The sequence below is a fragment of the Thalassospira sp. HJ genome, assembly GCF_000948415.1.
GTDB lineage: Bacteria > Pseudomonadota > Alphaproteobacteria > Rhodospirillales > Thalassospiraceae > Thalassospira.
Genome location: NZ_JYII01000020.1, coordinates 47421 through 64211 on the forward strand (window position 1 = coordinate 47421; position 16791 = coordinate 64211).

The window sequence follows — 16791 nt, forward strand, 5'->3', positions numbered from 1 at the left end:
ATTGGAACAGGTTCAAAACGGGCGCAAGCACATCACTTGCGCCCATAAGACGTTAGCCCGCCTTGGAAATCAAGGGGTAGGCGCGCCGCACCGCAAGGCATGCGGCGGTTGCAATCACGACCTTGATGGCATCCCCGATCAGGAACGGTGCCGCCCCCACGGTTGCCTGCCAATAGCTGATCTCGGCCACGACCGCGACCCAGGCATTGCCAATAGCATAGAGCACGACAATCCCACCAAAGGCGATGGAGAGGCCTGCATTGAGAACATTGAGGCGGTTCCAGAACTTCTCGATCAGAAGTCCGATGACAAAGGCCGAAATGGCCCAGCCGAACATAAACCCGCCGGTCACCCCGATCATCACGCCAAAGCCACCGCGACCACCGGACAAGAGCGGCAAGCCAACAGCAACCAGAACAAGGAAAAGAACAATCGAAAGTCCGCCACGACGGGCACCCAGAATGGCCCCGGCCAGCATCGGACCAAGCGATTGTGCCGTCACCGGAACACCGGTCACCGGAAGGGTAATTGGCGGAAACAGCCCAAGAACGGCGGTCAGGGCCGCGAACAGGGCGACATAGACGATATCTTTGGTCTTCATGTAACGGTTTCCCATTCCCGTTATAAGACAGAACTGCAATCAACCCCTTGAGCAGGACTGCCTTCGTTAACCGGTCCGCCCGACCAGCTCAACGCGCTATGGGATAACCGCAAATATCATCGTCGCCAAGCAAAATGACGCATGATTGGACGCCTTGAGACCCGCACACTGCTAATATGCGATGGATTTCAAAACCTTAGGCTTCATCATCTTCGACAAAGGTTTTAAGCCGCATCAGGGCAGATTCCCAACGTCCCGCCACCTGATCAAGATAGGCACGCGCATCGGCCAGTTGATCGGGACAAAAGGCATATTGGCTTTCGCGCCCGACCCGATGGTTTTGCACAAGGCCGGCCGCCTCCAACACACGCAGATGCTTTGTCACCGCCTGACGGGTCATGTCCGCATCATCAGACAGGGCCGAGATCGAGCGCGGCCTGCCATCGGCCAGCCGATCAAAGATCGCCAACCGTGTCGGATCGCCCAATGCGGCAAAAAGGACGGAAAAATCCCGGTCCTGTTTGCCATTATCTGTGTTTTTTTCAGCTTTCTGCATGTTTCTTGATATTTTCCAACTGGAAACCCCAGCCATGTGTATTGGCCCGCAGCGCATCAGCAATGCGATGGGGTGGCAGTTTATCAAATCCGGTTTCGCGCACCTTTACCGATGTCATGCCGGCTGTTTCTTCCAGCCAGAATTCGACAAGGGTTTCGGGTTCGCCACTGTAATCGATATCGGGATCGACCGCATAGGGATGCCATGTATAGGCAAAATAGGCCGGTTCCTCCATCCCCTTGATCGTGGAGTTCCACGGCACATGAGTGAACCCTTCGATGGTCATCATGCCCCTGGACACCTCGCCCACGACAAATGGCGCCTTGATATCAATCCCGAACCACGTGCCGAACTCCCGATGGTCTGTCAGGGCCCGCCACACGCGTGACCGGGATGCCTTGATTTCAATCGACTTCTCAATGGTATTTGACATAACGCAACCTCCTGGTTGCACTTAACTTGCCAGAAGAGATTTCATTATGCAACTAAAAAGTTGCGTATTTGATTTTCAGCCCGGAAACACAAACGCCCGGCCATTTCTGGCCGGGCGATGCGTGCTCCCGTCATCCTTGGGTCAATGCCGCGTTGATGTAACTGGCAAAGCCCGTGCAGCTATCCTTATATCCCCATATCAGGATGCTGCGGATTGGCGGAGCCCCCCTGTCTCGATGATAAAGTTTTTCACGTCTTCAAGGCCGTCCATCGCCTTGAGATTGGTAAACAGGAACGGACGATCGCCACGCATTTTCTTGGCATCGCGATCCATCACACCCAGATCAGCCCCGACAAGCGGCGCCAGATCGGTCTTGTTGATCACAAGCAGGTCCGAACGGGTAATGCCCGGTCCACCTTTACGCGGGATTTTGTCCCCTGCCGAAACGTCGATAACGTAAATCGTGATGTCGGCCAGCTCCGGCGAGAAGGTGGCTGACAGGTTATCGCCGCCTGATTCGATAAAGATCGCCTCAAGCCCGGCATGCTTGGCGGCCATGTCTTCGACCGCCGCCAGATTGATCGAGGCATCTTCGCGAATGGCCGTATGCGGGCAGCCACCGGTTTCAACACCGGCAATGCGGTCTGCCGCCAGCGCCCCCGAACGGGTCATGAATTCGGCGTCTTCGCGGGTATAGATGTCATTGGTGATCGCAGCGATGTTGAAATCATCGCGCATCGCCTTGCACAGGCGCTCCAGAAGGGCGGTTTTACCGGACCCGACCGGGCCACCAATTCCGATACGAAGGGGAGAGCTCATGATCTAAATAGCCTCGTATATTGGGTTTCGTGTTTCATCGATGTCCAGTCGACCATCGGTGCCGCAGCACCAAGATCGGCAAGCTCAGTCTGCATGGCATGATCGACCGCAATCGTGACCGCCCCATCAAGGGATGTCAGCGATCGCACACCATCGGTCTGACCCAGCGGCACCAGACGCACCGCACTGGACACAAGGTTTGCCGCCATCGCATGTAAATAGGCTGTCAGCGCATCACGGAGCGGCACATCGGACTGGGCCGCGGCAATGCCCACCGCCACCGGATAGGATGGCAAACGATCATCTTCGCGCATGGCACCGGCCCAACGGGTGATCATTCCATCGCCCCAGACCTTTTGCACGGTCGAGACAAAGGCACGTCCCTGTGCGGTTGCCTCCAGCGCCATTTCGGACGTGCCGCGCCAACAATCGGCCTCGATGCCGATGTCAAACAGGGTCGCTTCATCGCCCGTGCGCGCCGCTCGCCATGCGGCACAAAACAGCACGGCATCAATCCGCCCGGCCCCGAATTCCAGAACCCCTTCAACCCAGTTGATCAGGCTATCGGCCGATGTCACCCGCCCGTCCTCGACGGCATATTCAACGCCATGCGAATAGGTATAGGCACCGACCGGGAATGACGGGCTCAGCCACGTCATCAACCGCATCAGGCCAGCAGGATTAAGGGTCAGATCATCCGTGGTCATGGGAATGCCCGTGATGATGATCGTGGGAATGATCGTGAGAGTGCTTGTCGCCCTGATCATCATGGTCGAAATGATCATGGCCATGGCTGTGCCCATGCGCACCACCAAGCCCGTGATAGGCACCATTTAGCGGATCAAACGGTGCGATTTCGTTTTCCACCACACCACCAAGGCCGGTGATCATGTCGCGCATGACATGGTCATCAATGATGCGCAGACGCCCGTCATTCAGGACCTGAACCGGAGTGTGACGGTTGCCGATATGCCAGGCCAGTTTGGCGGTGGCAATTGGTCCAGCCGCCGTGATGGTCAGAACAGGTTCGTCTGCCGCACGCACAACAATCACCCCGCCATCGACCAAGCGCAACCGATCCCCGTCCGCCAGACGCACCGCATGCGGCAGATCCAGCAGGAATGGTTCCCCCGCATCATCATGCAGGCGAATGCGGCGGCGATGCCGATCAGCAAAGGCCAGGGTTACCGTGCCGCGCACTTCGGATGTATCGGCACGATCAACCGGGATATGTTCAATGGCGTGACGCATGAAGTTCGCTACCACCGATCAGAACAGGAAGTAACGCTGCGCCATCGGCACAACATCGACCGGCTGACAGGTCAGAAGTTCGCCATCTGAAGTCACCTGATAGGTTTCCGGATCCACTTCCATCACAGGCAACGCATCGTTCAGCTTCATGTCCTTCTTGCCGATATTACGCGTGTTCGACACGGCCAGAAGTTCCTTCGACAGACCGAACTCGGCGGCAATTCCGGCATCAATGCCCGCTTGGGATACGAACGAGAAGCTCGATTTCGCAAGCGCATTGCCATAGGCGCCAAACATCGGGCGGTAATGGACCGGCTGCGGTGTCGGGATCGACGCGTTCGGATCGCCCATGGCAGCAGCGGCAATCATGCCAGCCTTAATCACCATGTCGGGCTTTGTGCCAAAGAACATCGGCTTCCAGACAACAAGGTCGGCGATCTTGCCGACTTCGATGGAGCCGACATGCGCACCAATACCCTGCGCAATCGCCGGGTTTATGGTGTATTTCGCGACATAGCGTTTGGCGCGGAAGTTATCGTTGCCAGCCCCGGCATCCTCAGGCAGTGCACCGCGCTGCTTTTTCATCTTGTCGGCTGTCTGCCAGGTGCGCGTGATGACCTCACCAACGCGGCCCATGGCCTGACTGTCAGACGAGATGATCGAAAACGCGCCCAGATCATGCAGGATATCCTCGGCCGCGATGGTTTCACGGCGGATACGGCTTTCGGCAAAGGCGACGTCTTCGGGGATCTTCGGATCAAGGTGATGGCACACCATCAGCATGTCGAGATGCTCGTCAATCGTATTGACCGTAAATGGGCGGGTCGGATTGGTCGAGCTCGGCAAGACGTTGGCTTCGCCGCACAGCTTGATGATATCGGGCGCATGCCCACCACCGGCACCTTCGGTGTGGAAGGTATGAATGGTGCGGCCCTTGAACGATGCACGGGTGTGCTCGACAAAGCCGCTTTCATTCAATGTATCGGTATGGATCATGACCTGTACATCAAGGTCGTCAGCCACCGACAGGCAGGTATCAATCGCAGCCGGGGTCGTACCCCAGTCTTCATGAAGCTTCAGGCCACAGGCACCCGCCTTGACCTGCTCGATGAGCGATCCCGGAAGGGTCGCATTGCCCTTGCCAAAGAAACCGATATTCATCGGAATGCCGTCCGCTGCCTGCAGCATCCGGGCAATATGCCAGGGGCCCGGCGTACAGGTGGTTGCGTTCGTGCCCGCGGCCGGGCCGGTACCGCCACCCAGCATGCTGGTCACACCGGAATAAAGCGCGTCTTCAACCTGCTGCGGGCAAATCCAGTGAATGTGGGCATCAATACCGCCAGCGGTAATGATATTGCCTTCACCGGCAATGATTTCGGTTCCCGGACCAATGATGATGTCGACACCGGGCTGAACATCCGGGTTGCCGGCCTTGCCGATCCCGGCAATGCGGCCATCACGAATGCCGATATCGGCCTTGATGATGCCGGTGTAATCAAGGATCAGGGCATTGGTGATTACGGTATCAACCGCACCATCGGCGCGCGTTGCCTGTGACTGACCCATGCCATCACGGATCACCTTGCCGCCGCCGAATTTGACTTCCTCGCCAAGGGTGGTGAAGTCTTTTTCGACCTCGATGATCAGGTCGGTGTCGGCCAGACGGACCTTGTCACCCACGGTCGGGCCAAACATGGCCGCATAGGACGGACGATCAATTTCATAAGCCATTTATTCCATCCCCCCGCTTAAAGCTTGCCGTTGATTTTGGCGTTAAAGCCATAGACCGTGCCGGTACCGGCATATTTCACCAGATTGACTTCGCGCGACTGGCCCGGCTCGAAACGAACAGCGGTACCGGCCGGGATATCAAGGCGGAAGCCACGTGCGGCTTCGCGGTCAAAATCAAGGCCCGGATTGGTTTCATAGAAATGATAGTGCGACCCCACCTGCACCGGACGGTCCCCGGTATTGGCAACGGTGATGGTTTTGGTTTCACGCCCCTCGTTCAGGATGAGGCTGCCTTCCTTGGTAATGATTTCACCTGGAATCATAACGCGCTCCTCTTTCCTTAACGGATCGGTTCATGAACGGTCACAAGCTTCGTCCCGTCCGGGAAGGTCGCTTCGACCTGAATTTCGTGGATCATTTCGGCAATGCCATCCATCACCTGATCGCGCGTGATCACGGTTGCCCCGTCGCGCATCAGATCGGCAACAGATTTGCCATCACGCGCCCCTTCAACGACATAGTCGGTGATGATCGCGATCGCTTCGGGGTAATTAAGCTTCACCCCCCGTGCAAGGCGATTGCGCGCCACCATGGCGGCAACCGAAACCAGCAGTTTGTCCTTTTCGCGTGGCGTCAGATTCATGCCTGCCTACTCCTTGGCTTCATCGATTAAATCTCCCACAAACGCGGCAAGCGTGCGGGAAGCCCCCTTGTTTGATGGCGGAATGTTTTCCACCACGCACCGTAAACCCGGCGCAATTTCATCGGATCGCGCGCCATGAAACGCGCAATCACAATCCCCTTCATCGCGGTCGCGGCACACAACACATCACGCGGCTCAAGCCCTTCGGTCGCCGGCGCCAAACAGTCGCGCGCCGCTTCAAGCTGATCTTCCGCGCCATGCCCGACCAGAATGGCGGTCGCATTGGCACGCGCACCGTCAAAGGCCGCTTCGTGATCAAGCATGCGCAACACATCGCCTTCAAGATGCAGCGCATCGCGCCAGATCGGACGCCCGTCAATCGAGACATCCCATGCATCGCGCGCAAGCCCCGTGGCAAACACCTCACCGCGGGCAAGGCGGCCAAACACCATCATCTCGCCGGCCATGATCATGCCGCTTCCCGATGCGCGCACGGTTGTTTTGCGTTTGAGCCGGGCCTGATCAAACAGGATGCTTTCATGAGGCAACCATTCAAGCCATCCGCCATCGGCGACATCAAGCTCGACCGACATTTCACAATCGGGTCCCACCGACCGGTAAATCTTTTCCGCCGCCTGGGCGGTAAACAGCGCGGATGCGCCTACTTCGACCTTACCGGCAAAGGCCAACTTGTCACCACCGACCATGCCGCCCGATGTCGTAACCAGAACGGCTGTCGTCAAATCCCCCGCCACCGGCCGCGGGAACAGGATTTTCATCGGGTCACGGTAATAAAGATGATCAAGTGCCGCATGCCCGCCCTGATGGGCCGCACCTGTGCCCTGACGGAACGTCACCTCGGCCCGGCCATCGGTGATGATGCGGGCAGGCGTTGCTGGCGTTTCCATCTCCGCATTCGGATCTGCGGATGTTGTCGGTTCAAGTTTGCGAAGCTGCACAAAGACACCTGATTAAAGCGGACCACTTACGGGACCTTAGGGTCAAGCGCATTTACATGGCTGACCCGAATACCAAGGGGCTTCACAGCAAGATGCGGGCCAACCGCCAACACCCTGCCGATACAGGGGATTTGACGGTGTTTGGCCGGATTGGCGGCACGCTGTTTGCGCAAATTTTTGGCAAATGCCGATCAAACAGTCAGATAGGCGCGGACTTTTTCACGGTCCAACGTCTCTTTGGCGCCTGACAAAACAACCTCGCCACGCTCAAGAACGACAATCTCGTCGGCCAGTTCGTGGGCGAATTCAAAATACTGCTCGACCAGTAGGATCGCCATATCACCGCGATCGGCCAGCTGTTTGATGACGCGCTGAATGTCCTTGATGATCGATGGCTGAATACCCTCGGTCGGCTCATCGAGCACCAGCAAACGCGGGCGGGTGACAAGCGCACGCCCGATGGCCAACTGCTGCTGCTGCCCACCCGAAAGGTCACCACCACGACGGCCAAGCATGTCACGCAGCACCGGGAATAGCTCGAAAATCTCGTCAGGGATATGGCGCATGGCACGCGGGAGTGCGGCAAACCCTGTCTCAAGGTTTTCCTTCACGGTCAGAAGCGGAAAGATCTCGCGCCCCTGCGGGACAATCGCGATGCCATTGGCCGAACGTCGCCAGGACGGATCGCGCGAGATATCCTTGCCTTCCCATTTGATATTGCCATCCGCAATCGGATGCTGACCAACCACGGCCCGCATCAGGGATGTTTTGCCAACCCCGTTGCGCCCCAGAACCGCTGTCACCTTGCCGGTTTCGGCATTGAGCGACACCTTGCGAAGCGCATGAGACGCGCCGTAAAACAGATCAATATTGCTGACATCAAGCATGTCTACATCCCCTTAACGGCCCAGATAGACTTCAATGACCCGCGGGTCTTTCTGCACGTGATCAAGGCGACCTTCGGCCAGAACCGATCCTTCGTGAAGTACGGTCACCTTGCAATCAAGGTCACGGACAAACTCCATGTCATGCTCGACCACGACGACCGAGTATTCCTTGGCAATGGACCGCAAAAGCTTCGCCGTTTCCTCGGTCTCGGAATCGGTCATCCCGGCGACCGGCTCATCGACCAGAAGAAGTTCGGGTTCCTGCATCAACAGCATGCCGATTTCCAACCACTGCTTTTGGCCGTGCGAAAGATTGGCCGCCATCTCATCACGCTTGTCTTCAAGCATGATAGTCACCAGCGTCTTTTCGATCTTGATCTTTTCTGCCTCAGAAAGGCGATGAAACAGCGCCTGAAACACGCCGCGCCCGCCCGATGCGGCCAGAAGAAGGTTGTCAAAAACCGTATGGCTTTCAAACACGGTCGGCTTCTGAAACTTGCGCCCGATGCCCAGATTGGCAATCTCGGCCTCATCCATCTTGGTCAGGTCGATCTCGCTTTTAAAAAGCACGTCGCCGGTATCAGGCCGGGTCTTGCCGGTGATGATATCCATCATCGTTGTCTTGCCCGCCCCGTTCGGGCCGATAATGGCGCGAAGTTCGCCCGGCTCAACATAGAAGGACAGGTTATTAAGCGCCCGGAACCCGTCAAAGGTCACCGACACCCCGTCGACATAAAGGATGGTTTCCGACTTGGCGGATTTGACCTGTTCCTCGTCCGAGGCATTCATTTGAACTGCTGCTTCGCTCATGCCTTGCCTCCTTCATTCGCGCGGCGTTTGCGCCAAGCCGTGATAATCGATTGCCGGTCTGCCGAACCGAATGCCGGAACCGCCCCGATCACACCTTTTGGCAGGAACAGGGTAACGGCAATGAACAACCCGCCCAGGAAGAACAGCCAGAAATCCGGCATCGCCCCGGTAAAGAAGGTCTTGGCATAGTTGACGATAAATGCACCAAGCACCGCACCATACAGCGTGCCACGCCCACCAACCGCGACCCAGATAACGATTTCAATCGAAAGGGCCGGGGCAAATTCGCCCGGGTTGATGATACCGACCTGCGGCACATAAAGCGCGCCGGCAATACCGGCCATCACGGCTGAAACGGTAAAGACGAACAGCTTGTAATATTCAACCCTGTAACCGGTGAACCGCACCCGGCTTTCGGCATCGCGAATGGCAATCAGAACCTTGCCCAGACGCGACTGGGTGATACCCCGTGCGAGCACATAGCAAATCCCCAGGAACACACAGGATGCGACAAACAACCCGGCACGTGTGCCATCCGATTGCAATGAATAGCCCAGCAGATCCTTGAAATCGGTCAGGCCGTTATTGCCGCCAAAGCCCATATCGTTGCGGAAGAACGCCAGCAGCAACGCATAGGTCATGGCCTGCGTAATGATCGACAGGTAAACGCCGGTCACACGCGAGCGGAAGGCAAGGAAGCCAAACACAAAGGCCAGAAGACCCGGCACGAACATCGCCATGACAATGGCAAACCAGAACATGTCAAAGCCATACCAGTACCATGGCAGTTCCTGCCAATTCAGGAAGACCATGAAGTCCGGCAGGATCGGGTCACCATAAACACCGCGATCACCGATCTGACGCATCAGATACATGCCCATGGCATAACCACCGAGTGCAAAGAACGCCCCGTGGCCCAGCGACAAAATCCCGCAGAAGCCCCAGATCAGATCGACACTGAGTGCGAGAAGTGCGTAGCACAGATACTTGCCCAGCAGACTGACCATCCAGGTCGGCACATGAAAGGCCGAGCTTTCCGGCAACAACAGGTTGCTCAGTGGCACCAGAATGGCGGCCGCAATCAGAATACCCAAAAGGATCATCCCGCCACGGTCCTTCAACAGCCAGCCAATAACCGGTGTCGTTTGGTATTTTTGACGATAATCGGTCATGGATCAGGCCTCCACCGCGCGACCTTTAAGGGCAAACAGCCCCTTCGGTCGTTTCTGGATAAACAGGATCAGCGCAATCAGGACGAAGATCTTGGCCAGAACGGCACCTGCCATCGGCTCGAGGAACTTGTTGACGATGCCAAGGCTGAATGCGCCCAGAACCGTGCCCCAAAGGTTCCCGACCCCGCCGAACACAACGACCATGAAACTGTCGATGATATAGGTCTGACCAAGGTTCGGGCTGACGTTTGAAATCTGGCTAAGCGCCACACCGGCGATGCCGGCAATCCCCGACCCCAGACCAAAGGTCAGTGCATCAACATAGCCGGTACGAATACCAACCGATCCGGCCATGCGACGGTTCTGCGTCACCGCGCGCATCTGCAAACCAAACGCGGTATAGCGCAGCACGGCCGCGATGCCGGCAACAACGATGATGCTAAACAGAATGATCCACAGCCGGTTATAGGTCAGGACCAGACCGGTCGAAAATTCGATCGCGCCACTCATGAAGTCGGGCGCAGTCACCTGCTGATTGGTCGCGCCAAAGATCGTGCGGATCGCCTGCTGCAAAACAAGGCTGACGCCCCATGTCGCCAGCAACGTTTCCAGCGGACGACCATAAAGGAAGCGGATCACACACCGTTCGATCACAACCCCGACCGCACCTGCGACCAGAAAGGCAGCCGGGACTGAAATCACCAGCGACCAGGCCGAACCGGATGGCAGGAAAGATCCCAGCGCCTGCTGCACCATAAAGGTGGTATAGGCGCCGATCATGATCATTTCGCCATGGGCCATGTTGATGACCCCCATTACGCCAAAGGTGATGGCAAGACCAACAGCGGCCAGAAGCAGGACCGAACCCAGACTGATGCCGCGATAGACATCGCCGACTGTCTGCCAGGTCGATAGGCGACCCTCGACAGATTCCAGTGCATCTTCGGCGGCGGCAACCACTTCGGGCTCATACCCCTCGGCCTCGGCACTGGCGACAAATTGCGACAGCACGGCACGGATTTGCGGGGTGGTTTCGCTTGAAAGAACTTCGATCGCAGCTAGACGTTCTTCGGTGGTTTCACCGGCTGCCAGCGCCATGGTTGCACGCGCCAGTTCCATCCGTGCGAGAAGCGTTTCGTTTTCTTCGCGGTCAATCGCACGCAGAAGCAACGGCAACATCGCCGGATCACGGGCATCCATGATCTGTTCGACCGCATTGGTCCGCGTCGTCAAATCCGAACTAAACAGGTTCAGCGTCGCCAAGGCATCGCGCAGCACACCGCGCAGACGGTTATTGACCTTGATCTTGGAGATTTCCTTCGATCCGCTTTCACCAACCTCTTCGCCGCTGACGATGTCGATATGGGTATAGACCTTGCCCTGTTTGCGGGTGATCACGATGTGCTCATCGCTTTCGCGGACATAAAGATCACCCTCAAGCATCGCGCGCAGGATCGGCGCAACACGGGGGTCCCCGTCTGCGGCCATTTCCTCGATCACTTTAATTTTCTGGGTCGCACTTTTTGCATTCAGACCTTCGGCAACGATGCGAAGTTCTTCGTCGCTATAGGCCATTGCCCCCTTGGGCAGGGCAGTCGCAAAAATCAAAAGACAGGCGAAAAGCAGCCCGAAACCAAGGACAACTTTGCGGGCCTGTTGAATGCAGAACGGAGAACGGCGCAGCATCGAAAACATGTCATTGCGCATGATCACCAAACCTTTGAATGCAAATGGGAAAATGAAATAAAGAATGGTCAGGCCGAGCCGCACAGAAAGACAGCCCCATAGTGCCTAAGCACCAAAGTGAACAGGCCGGTCGCATACAAACGACCGGCCCATCCGAAACCAATTAGTACATCGGTTTTTCACAGTTGCCGCAGACCCACGGATAGGTCCAGTCGGCGGTCAGCTTTGCGCTTTCCGGCAGGAAGTCCGACCATGCATCGCCAACGACGGTGCCTTCGGTTTCCCAAACGATGTCGAACTGACCATCATCCTGAACTTCGCCGATCAGAACCGGCTTGGACAGGTGGTGGTTGGTGTTCATGACAGCGGTGCCACCGGTCAGGTTGGCAACTTCCTGGCCATACATTGCCTGACGAACGGCATCAACATCGGTGGTGCCAGCCTGCTCGACAGCCTGTTTCCACATGTTAAAGCCGATATAGGTTGCTTCCATCGGGTCGTTGGTTACGCGCGACTCATCACCGATGAAGGCGTGCCATTTTTCGATGAAGGCAGAGTTGGCATCAGACTCAACCGACTGGAAGTAGTTCCAGGCAGCAAGGTGACCAACCAGCGGCGCGGTATCGATACCGGCCAGTTCTTCTTCACCAACCGAGAAGGCAACAACCGGAATGTCTTCGGCTTTGATGCCCTGGTTTGCCAGTTCCTTGTAGAACGGAACGTTCGCGTCACCGTTAATGGTTGAAACCACTGCGGTTTTCTTGCCAGCAGATGCGAATGCTTTCACGTCAGCAACGATCGACTGCCAGTCGGAATGACCGAACGGGGTGTAGTTCTCCATGATGTCTTCATCGGAGATACCATTGCCGTTCAGGTAAGAACGCAGGATCTTGTTGGTGGTACGCGGATAGACATAGTCGGTACCCAGAAGAACGATACGCTCGGCAGAACCGCCATCTTCGCTCATCAGGTAATCAACAGCCGGAATGGCCTGCTGGTTCGGAGCGGCACCGGTATAGAACACGTTGCGCGAGCTTTCCTCACCTTCGTACTGAACCGGATAGAACAGCATGCTGTTGAGTTCTTCGAAGACCGGCAGAACCGATTTACGCGAAACCGACGTCCAGCAACCGAACACAACATCAACCTGTTCCTGTTCGATCAGCTCACGGGCTTTTTCAGCAAAAAGCGGCCAGTCAGAAGCCGGGTCAACGACAACTGCTTCGACTTGCTTGCCAAGCAGACCACCGTTCTTGTTCAGATCATCGACCAGCATCAGGACGGTGTCCTTCAGCGTGGTTTCGGAAATTGCCATCGTCCCGGAAAGAGAGTGCAGCACACCGACCTTGATGGTCTCTGCTGCCTGTGCGGCTGACATTGCCATTGCAGACACTGCCATGGCCCCAGCGCCGATAAGCGCTTGAAGCTTCTTGTTCATTTATAGCCTCCACTGAGTTTTTATTGCACCGCGGCTACACTTGCTAAAACCGTGCCAGACTCAGAGGCCAAATCGAATAAAATCGCGAATCGAGGGATTCCCACGCAATAAGCAACTATTTTACAACTTGTTTGGGGAAAATATTTGCGCGCCCTATTCTATCTCTGATTATTTTTCGATCATTGATTACAATTTGATTATTTTTTGATCAGATTGACGCCGCCGGTTTCAGCCCCTATTTCAGGAGCGGAAGTTTCGCCTGCGCTGAGCTTATTGCACCACAATCCGCCCTGTGCCGGCCCGCTTCCCGCCCCGCCGGGAGACCGGCGGGGCGTTTTACTTTTTGCATGCGTTGGGATGATTACTCGGCAGCGCGCAATTCGCGGTCCGGCGCGATCGAATCAATGGCCAAACGGATTTGGTCACGCAACCAGATCAGGCCGACATCCTTGTCGGTCCAAACAGCCCAGTTCATCGTCACCGGCGGAAACGCCACATAAATCGGCATCGGGCAATAGGACAAACCGAACAGCGGCGCATATTGATTGGCAATACGGCACGGCACTGTGGCAATTACCGCACTGTTGCGCGCCGTTGCCAGCAACGGCATGAAATCAGGCGCAGCCAACACGACATCAAGATCAATCCCCAACCCCTGCAGCGCAACACCAACACACCCGGCGACATTTTCTGTCTGAGACAGCACGGCGTGGCGCGATGCCAGATAGTGTTCGCGCGAAATCGGCAGCGGCAAATCCAGAATGTCCGGGTTAAAACAACACGCGACCTCCGAATTAAACAGGATTTCTCCGAAATGCCCGGACCGCAACTGGCTTTTGCAGCCAATTGCGAGATCGATTTCGCCAGCATTGATCATCGCATCCACCGTTTCCGATGTGATGGTACGGCTCAAGACCTTGATGCTTGGCGCCTGTCGCTGCAAATGCTGCATCAGAACCGGCAGCAAAATCATGTCCATTTCACCGGTCACGCCCAAGCGGAAAACACGTTGGGCGGTTTGCGGATCAAAAGAATCCGTCGCATGAAGGGCGTTCTGTGCCTGCGAAAGGGCGGTGCGCACCGGCCCGGCCAGCGCACGGGCTTTTGCTGTCGGCTGCATCTTTTGACCGACACGCACAAACAGGTCATCGGCCAGCAACATGCGCAAGGTATTGAGATTGTGGCTCATTGCCGACTGCCCGATACGCAGTTTCTCGGCCGCCTTGGTCACGCTCATTTCCTGCATCATGACGTCAAACGCAATCATCAGGTTGAGGTCAAAAGACCGTAAATTGAAATGATCAATATTATCCATGACTGACATCGATTTGATTACTGACTGGCCGCACTATAACTTTTCTCCATCAGTTTTCAACCAACCGGTTCCCCACCGGAATGATGTGAAGGAAAAGAAAATGCTATCTCGCCGTGATCTTCTTAAAAGCACGCTTGCCGCTGGCGCCGTGGGTGCAATCGGCAGCACTGTCTTTGTGCCACTCGCCGCCAAGGCAAAGGCACCCCTAGTCGGAACACAAGCACCGGGTTACTACCGCATCATGGTCGGTGACGTCGAAGTCACCGCCCTGTCCGATGGTGCGGCCCAATTCCCGATCGCCGATCTTTATGTCAACACCACGCCCGCGGAAGCACGCCTTGCACTGGCTAACGCGTTTCAGGGCACCCCGACCTATCTGTCCGTGAATGCCTATCTGCTGAATTTTGTCGATCGCCTTGTCCTGCTTGATGCGGGCACCAGCGACCTGATGGGCCCAGCACTGGGCAAACTTCCGGCCAACATCGTTGCATCTGGATATCATCCTGATCAGATTGATGACGTCGTGATCACCCATATTCATCCCGATCACACCGGCGGCTTAACACTCGCAGGCAAAAAGGTCTTCCCCAACGCCACAGTCCATGTCCCCGAAGCGGACAAGGCCTTCTGGCTTAGTGCCGAGAACAAGGCAAATGCCCCCGAAGACACCAAGGGCTTCTTTGATCAGGCCGTTGCTTCCATCAAACCATACGAAGACAGCAACAGCCTGAAAATTTACGCCCCAAACGAAGCGGCCATCGAAGGCATGGTCAACACCACATTCCGCCCCGGCCATACGCCCGGCCACAGTGCGCTTTGGATCGAAAGTAACGGCGAAAAGTTTGTTTACTGGGGTGACATCACCCATGGCGATGTCGTCCAGTTTGACGATCCGAATGTCGCGATTGCCTTTGATGGCGATACGGAACTGGCGGTCAAGTCGCGTGAAGCCGCCTTTGCCGAGGCCGTTAAGGAAAAATACCTTGTTGCGGGCTGCCACGTCGCCTTCCCGGGGCTTGGTCATGTGCGCGAAGACGCAACCATGTATGACTGGGTGCCAATGAACTATCGCGCTGACGTCTAAGACCGGGAAAATACCCCCCATCCCCACCGGTTACAAGACACCCCGTCAACGCAAAAGGGCGGTCGCATCACGCGGCCGCCCTTCAAATTTTTGCCTACGAAACTTTCTTATTCCGGCATGCCCGCCCGGATCCACTGACCAAGCTGCGCGCGTTCTTCGTCGGTCATTTCCGTCAGGTTCCCCAGCGGCATGGCGCGCCCGATAACCGCCTGGGCCAGCATGCGCTGCGCATTGGCTTCGATCTGGGCCAGATCATCAAATATCACACCGGCCGGGGCCTCGTCGAACCCTTCATCCGTCGGATTGGCGGAATGACACGTCGTGCAACGCGTCTGGACAATCGCCTGTGCATGGTCGGCGGTAATGATGTCTTCATCAGCCAGCTTCACCGCATTGGGATCGTAACTGGCAAACATCGCCAGCACCGCCATGCCGACAGCTGCAGCCGGAAGTTGCCATGCAATCGCCTTGCCGGTGCCACCAGCGTTGCGGGTGTTAAAGAAGTGGCGCACCAACCCGCCAATGATCAGGATCAGCCCGACAATCAGCCAGGACTGATCGTGCGAGAACAGCATCGAATAGTGGTTGCTGATCATCATCAGCAAGACCGGCAGGGTCAGATAGTTGTTATGGGTCGACCGTTGCTTGGCCTGCAGCCCCAATGCCGGATCGGGCTTTTCACCGGCCATCAGGCTGGCGACGACCTTTTTCTGATTGGGAATAATGATGCGAAACACGTTGGCCGCCATGATCGTGCCGATCATCGCACCGACATGGATAAACGCCCCGCGCCCGCTAAAAACATGGGTAAACAGATAGGCCGCGGCCATGATCAGGACAAATAGTGCGACTGCAAGCTTGCCGGTACTTTTGCCAATCGGGCTTTTGCAGATGATGTCATAGATCACCCAGCCGGCGAACAGGCTGCCAAGACCAATCAGGATCGCATCCATCTTGGTCAGCGCCAGAACACTCGGATCGATCAGATAGCTTTCGGCACTCCAGTAATACATGGTGACCAAAAGCGCAAAACCGGTAATCCAGGTGAAATAGGCTTCGTATTTGAACCAGTGCAGCTCGGGCGGCATGGAACTGGGCGCGACCATCCATTTGTTCACATGATAAAAGCCGCCGCCATGCACCATCCAGGCTTCGCCATAAACGCCTTCATCCATGCCCGGGCGCTTGCGCAGACTAAGGTCCAGCCACACGAAATAGAATGAAGACCCGATCCAGGCGATGCCTGTAATCAAATGCGCCCAGCGCAGGATCAGATTGATCCAGTCCTGAAACAGAATATCCACGGTGCTTGAAACCTCCGTCTCGCCCATGCGCGGTTTCCGGCGCGCTGGCAGCCCTGCCTTGATGATGCCCCGGGGCCCTTGATGCGGCTCTGATGGCGCTAT

General features: G+C 56.4%; 18 protein-coding genes. 1 reads left to right on the forward strand and 17 read right to left on the reverse strand.

Annotated features, from left to right (window positions below):
* Positions 1-52 precede the first annotated feature (52 nt).
* From UF64_RS15935 to UF64_RS16010, 16 genes are all read right to left on the reverse strand, one after another.
* On the reverse strand, positions 53-601 hold the full coding sequence (locus UF64_RS15935) for a biotin transporter BioY (protein ID WP_044829625.1): 549 nt from the start codon (positions 599-601) through the stop codon (positions 53-55).
* A 196-nt stretch (positions 602-797) separates the two neighbouring features.
* Positions 798-1157 (reverse strand): helix-turn-helix transcriptional regulator, encoded by a 360-nt coding sequence (locus UF64_RS15940; protein ID WP_044829626.1) that lies wholly within the window; start codon positions 1155-1157, stop codon positions 798-800.
* Complete coding sequence (locus tag UF64_RS15945) at positions 1144-1590, reverse strand: SRPBCC family protein (protein WP_044829627.1); 447 nt, start codon at positions 1588-1590, stop codon at positions 1144-1146. The genes UF64_RS15940 and UF64_RS15945 overlap by 14 nt, the downstream gene beginning before the upstream one ends.
* A 198-nt stretch (positions 1591-1788) precedes the next feature.
* Positions 1789-2409, reverse strand: a complete 621-nt coding sequence (gene ureG, locus UF64_RS15950; protein ID WP_044829628.1) for an urease accessory protein UreG — start codon at positions 2407-2409, stop codon at positions 1789-1791.
* Positions 2406-3116: an urease accessory protein UreF gene (locus tag UF64_RS15955; RefSeq protein WP_044829629.1), complete on the reverse strand. Its 711-nt coding sequence runs from the start codon at positions 3114-3116 to the stop codon at positions 2406-2408. Before UF64_RS15955 ends, ureG begins: the two co-directional genes overlap by 4 nt.
* The gene (locus UF64_RS15960) at positions 3103-3660 is read right to left on the reverse strand and encodes an urease accessory protein UreE (RefSeq protein ID WP_044829630.1); all 558 of its coding nucleotides are present in this window, start codon (positions 3658-3660) and stop codon (positions 3103-3105) included. Before UF64_RS15960 ends, UF64_RS15955 begins: the two co-directional genes overlap by 14 nt.
* A gap of 18 nt (positions 3661-3678) precedes the next feature.
* Positions 3679-5391, reverse strand: coding sequence for an urease subunit alpha (gene ureC / locus UF64_RS15965; RefSeq protein ID WP_044829631.1), 1713 nt, complete (start codon positions 5389-5391; stop codon positions 3679-3681).
* A 17-nt stretch (positions 5392-5408) separates the two neighbouring features.
* A complete protein-coding gene (locus tag UF64_RS15970) occupies positions 5409-5714 on the reverse strand; it encodes an urease subunit beta (RefSeq protein ID WP_008888419.1) in 306 nt (101 codons plus the stop codon).
* A gap of 17 nt (positions 5715-5731) precedes the next feature.
* The gene (locus UF64_RS15975) at positions 5732-6034 is read right to left on the reverse strand and encodes an urease subunit gamma (protein WP_044829632.1); all 303 of its coding nucleotides are present in this window, start codon (positions 6032-6034) and stop codon (positions 5732-5734) included.
* Between the two features lie 26 nt (positions 6035-6060).
* Positions 6061-6942 (reverse strand): urease accessory protein UreD, encoded by an 882-nt coding sequence (locus UF64_RS15980; protein ID WP_235285107.1) that lies wholly within the window; start codon positions 6940-6942, stop codon positions 6061-6063.
* A 242-nt stretch (positions 6943-7184) separates the two neighbouring features.
* A complete protein-coding gene (gene urtE, locus UF64_RS15985) occupies positions 7185-7880 on the reverse strand; it encodes an urea ABC transporter ATP-binding subunit UrtE (protein ID WP_044829634.1) in 696 nt (231 codons plus the stop codon).
* A gap of 12 nt (positions 7881-7892) precedes the next feature.
* On the reverse strand, positions 7893-8690 hold the full coding sequence (gene urtD, locus UF64_RS15990) for an urea ABC transporter ATP-binding protein UrtD (RefSeq protein WP_235285108.1): 798 nt from the start codon (positions 8688-8690) through the stop codon (positions 7893-7895).
* The gene (gene urtC, locus UF64_RS15995) at positions 8687-9862 is read right to left on the reverse strand and encodes an urea ABC transporter permease subunit UrtC (RefSeq protein ID WP_044829635.1); all 1176 of its coding nucleotides are present in this window, start codon (positions 9860-9862) and stop codon (positions 8687-8689) included. The genes urtD and urtC overlap by 4 nt, the downstream gene beginning before the upstream one ends.
* A 3-nt stretch (positions 9863-9865) precedes the next feature.
* On the reverse strand, positions 9866-11569 hold the full coding sequence (urtB, locus tag UF64_RS16000) for an urea ABC transporter permease subunit UrtB (protein WP_082049874.1): 1704 nt from the start codon (positions 11567-11569) through the stop codon (positions 9866-9868).
* Between the two features lie 142 nt (positions 11570-11711).
* A complete protein-coding gene (gene urtA / locus UF64_RS16005; protein ID WP_044829636.1) occupies positions 11712-12986 on the reverse strand; it encodes an urea ABC transporter substrate-binding protein in 1275 nt (424 codons plus the stop codon).
* Positions 12987-13347: 361 nt separating this feature from the next.
* A complete protein-coding gene (locus tag UF64_RS16010) occupies positions 13348-14301 on the reverse strand; it encodes a LysR family transcriptional regulator (RefSeq protein WP_044829637.1) in 954 nt (317 codons plus the stop codon).
* A gap of 100 nt (positions 14302-14401) precedes the next feature.
* On the opposite strand from UF64_RS16010, the gene UF64_RS16015 reads away from it, so the two are divergent.
* Positions 14402-15385, forward strand: coding sequence for an MBL fold metallo-hydrolase (locus UF64_RS16015; protein WP_044829910.1), 984 nt, complete (start codon positions 14402-14404; stop codon positions 15383-15385).
* A 107-nt stretch (positions 15386-15492) separates the two neighbouring features.
* Here the strand turns inward: UF64_RS16015 and UF64_RS16020 are convergent, their stop codons facing one another.
* Entirely contained in the window at positions 15493-16716 is a 1224-nt protein-coding gene (locus UF64_RS16020; protein ID WP_235285109.1) for a urate hydroxylase PuuD, read from the reverse strand.
* Positions 16717-16791 lie beyond the last annotated feature (75 nt).

What these genes read in the sequence shown, in the direction of transcription:
- UF64_RS15955 (WP_044829629.1), bottom strand. Translation starts at nt 3,116, where the DNA reads ATGACCACGGATGATCTGACCCTTAATCCTGCTGGCCTGATGCGGTTG.
- UF64_RS15935 (WP_044829625.1), bottom strand. Translation starts at nt 601, where the DNA reads ATGAAGACCAAAGATATCGTCTATGTCGCCCTGTTCGCGGCCCTGACC.
- ureC (WP_044829631.1), bottom strand. Translation starts at nt 5,391, where the DNA reads ATGGCTTATGAAATTGATCGTCCGTCCTATGCGGCCATGTTTGGCCCG.
- UF64_RS15945 (WP_044829627.1), bottom strand. Translation starts at nt 1,590, where the DNA reads ATGTCAAATACCATTGAGAAGTCGATTGAAATCAAGGCATCCCGGTCA.
- UF64_RS16015 (WP_044829910.1), top strand. Translation starts at nt 14,402, where the DNA reads ATGCTATCTCGCCGTGATCTTCTTAAAAGCACGCTTGCCGCTGGCGCC.
- urtD (WP_235285108.1), bottom strand. Translation starts at nt 8,690, where the DNA reads ATGAGCGAAGCAGCAGTTCAAATGAATGCCTCGGACGAGGAACAGGTC.
- UF64_RS15960 (WP_044829630.1), bottom strand. Translation starts at nt 3,660, where the DNA reads ATGCGTCACGCCATTGAACATATCCCGGTTGATCGTGCCGATACATCC.
- UF64_RS15940 (WP_044829626.1), bottom strand. Translation starts at nt 1,157, where the DNA reads ATGCAGAAAGCTGAAAAAAACACAGATAATGGCAAACAGGACCGGGAT.
- urtA (WP_044829636.1), bottom strand. Translation starts at nt 12,986, where the DNA reads ATGAACAAGAAGCTTCAAGCGCTTATCGGCGCTGGGGCCATGGCAGTG.
- ureG (WP_044829628.1), bottom strand. Translation starts at nt 2,409, where the DNA reads ATGAGCTCTCCCCTTCGTATCGGAATTGGTGGCCCGGTCGGGTCCGGT.
- urtE (WP_044829634.1), bottom strand. Translation starts at nt 7,880, where the DNA reads ATGCTTGATGTCAGCAATATTGATCTGTTTTACGGCGCGTCTCATGCG.
- urtC (WP_044829635.1), bottom strand. Translation starts at nt 9,862, where the DNA reads ATGACCGATTATCGTCAAAAATACCAAACGACACCGGTTATTGGCTGG.
- UF64_RS16010 (WP_044829637.1), bottom strand. Translation starts at nt 14,301, where the DNA reads ATGGATAATATTGATCATTTCAATTTACGGTCTTTTGACCTCAACCTG.
- UF64_RS16020 (WP_235285109.1), bottom strand. Translation starts at nt 16,716, where the DNA reads ATGGGCGAGACGGAGGTTTCAAGCACCGTGGATATTCTGTTTCAGGAC.
- UF64_RS15975 (WP_044829632.1), bottom strand. Translation starts at nt 6,034, where the DNA reads ATGAATCTGACGCCACGCGAAAAGGACAAACTGCTGGTTTCGGTTGCC.
- UF64_RS15970 (WP_008888419.1), bottom strand. Translation starts at nt 5,714, where the DNA reads ATGATTCCAGGTGAAATCATTACCAAGGAAGGCAGCCTCATCCTGAAC.
- UF64_RS15980 (WP_235285107.1), bottom strand. Translation starts at nt 6,942, where the DNA reads ATGGAAACGCCAGCAACGCCTGCCCGCATCATCACCGATGGCCGGGCC.
- urtB (WP_082049874.1), bottom strand. Translation starts at nt 11,569, where the DNA reads ATGCGCAATGACATGTTTTCGATGCTGCGCCGTTCTCCGTTCTGCATT.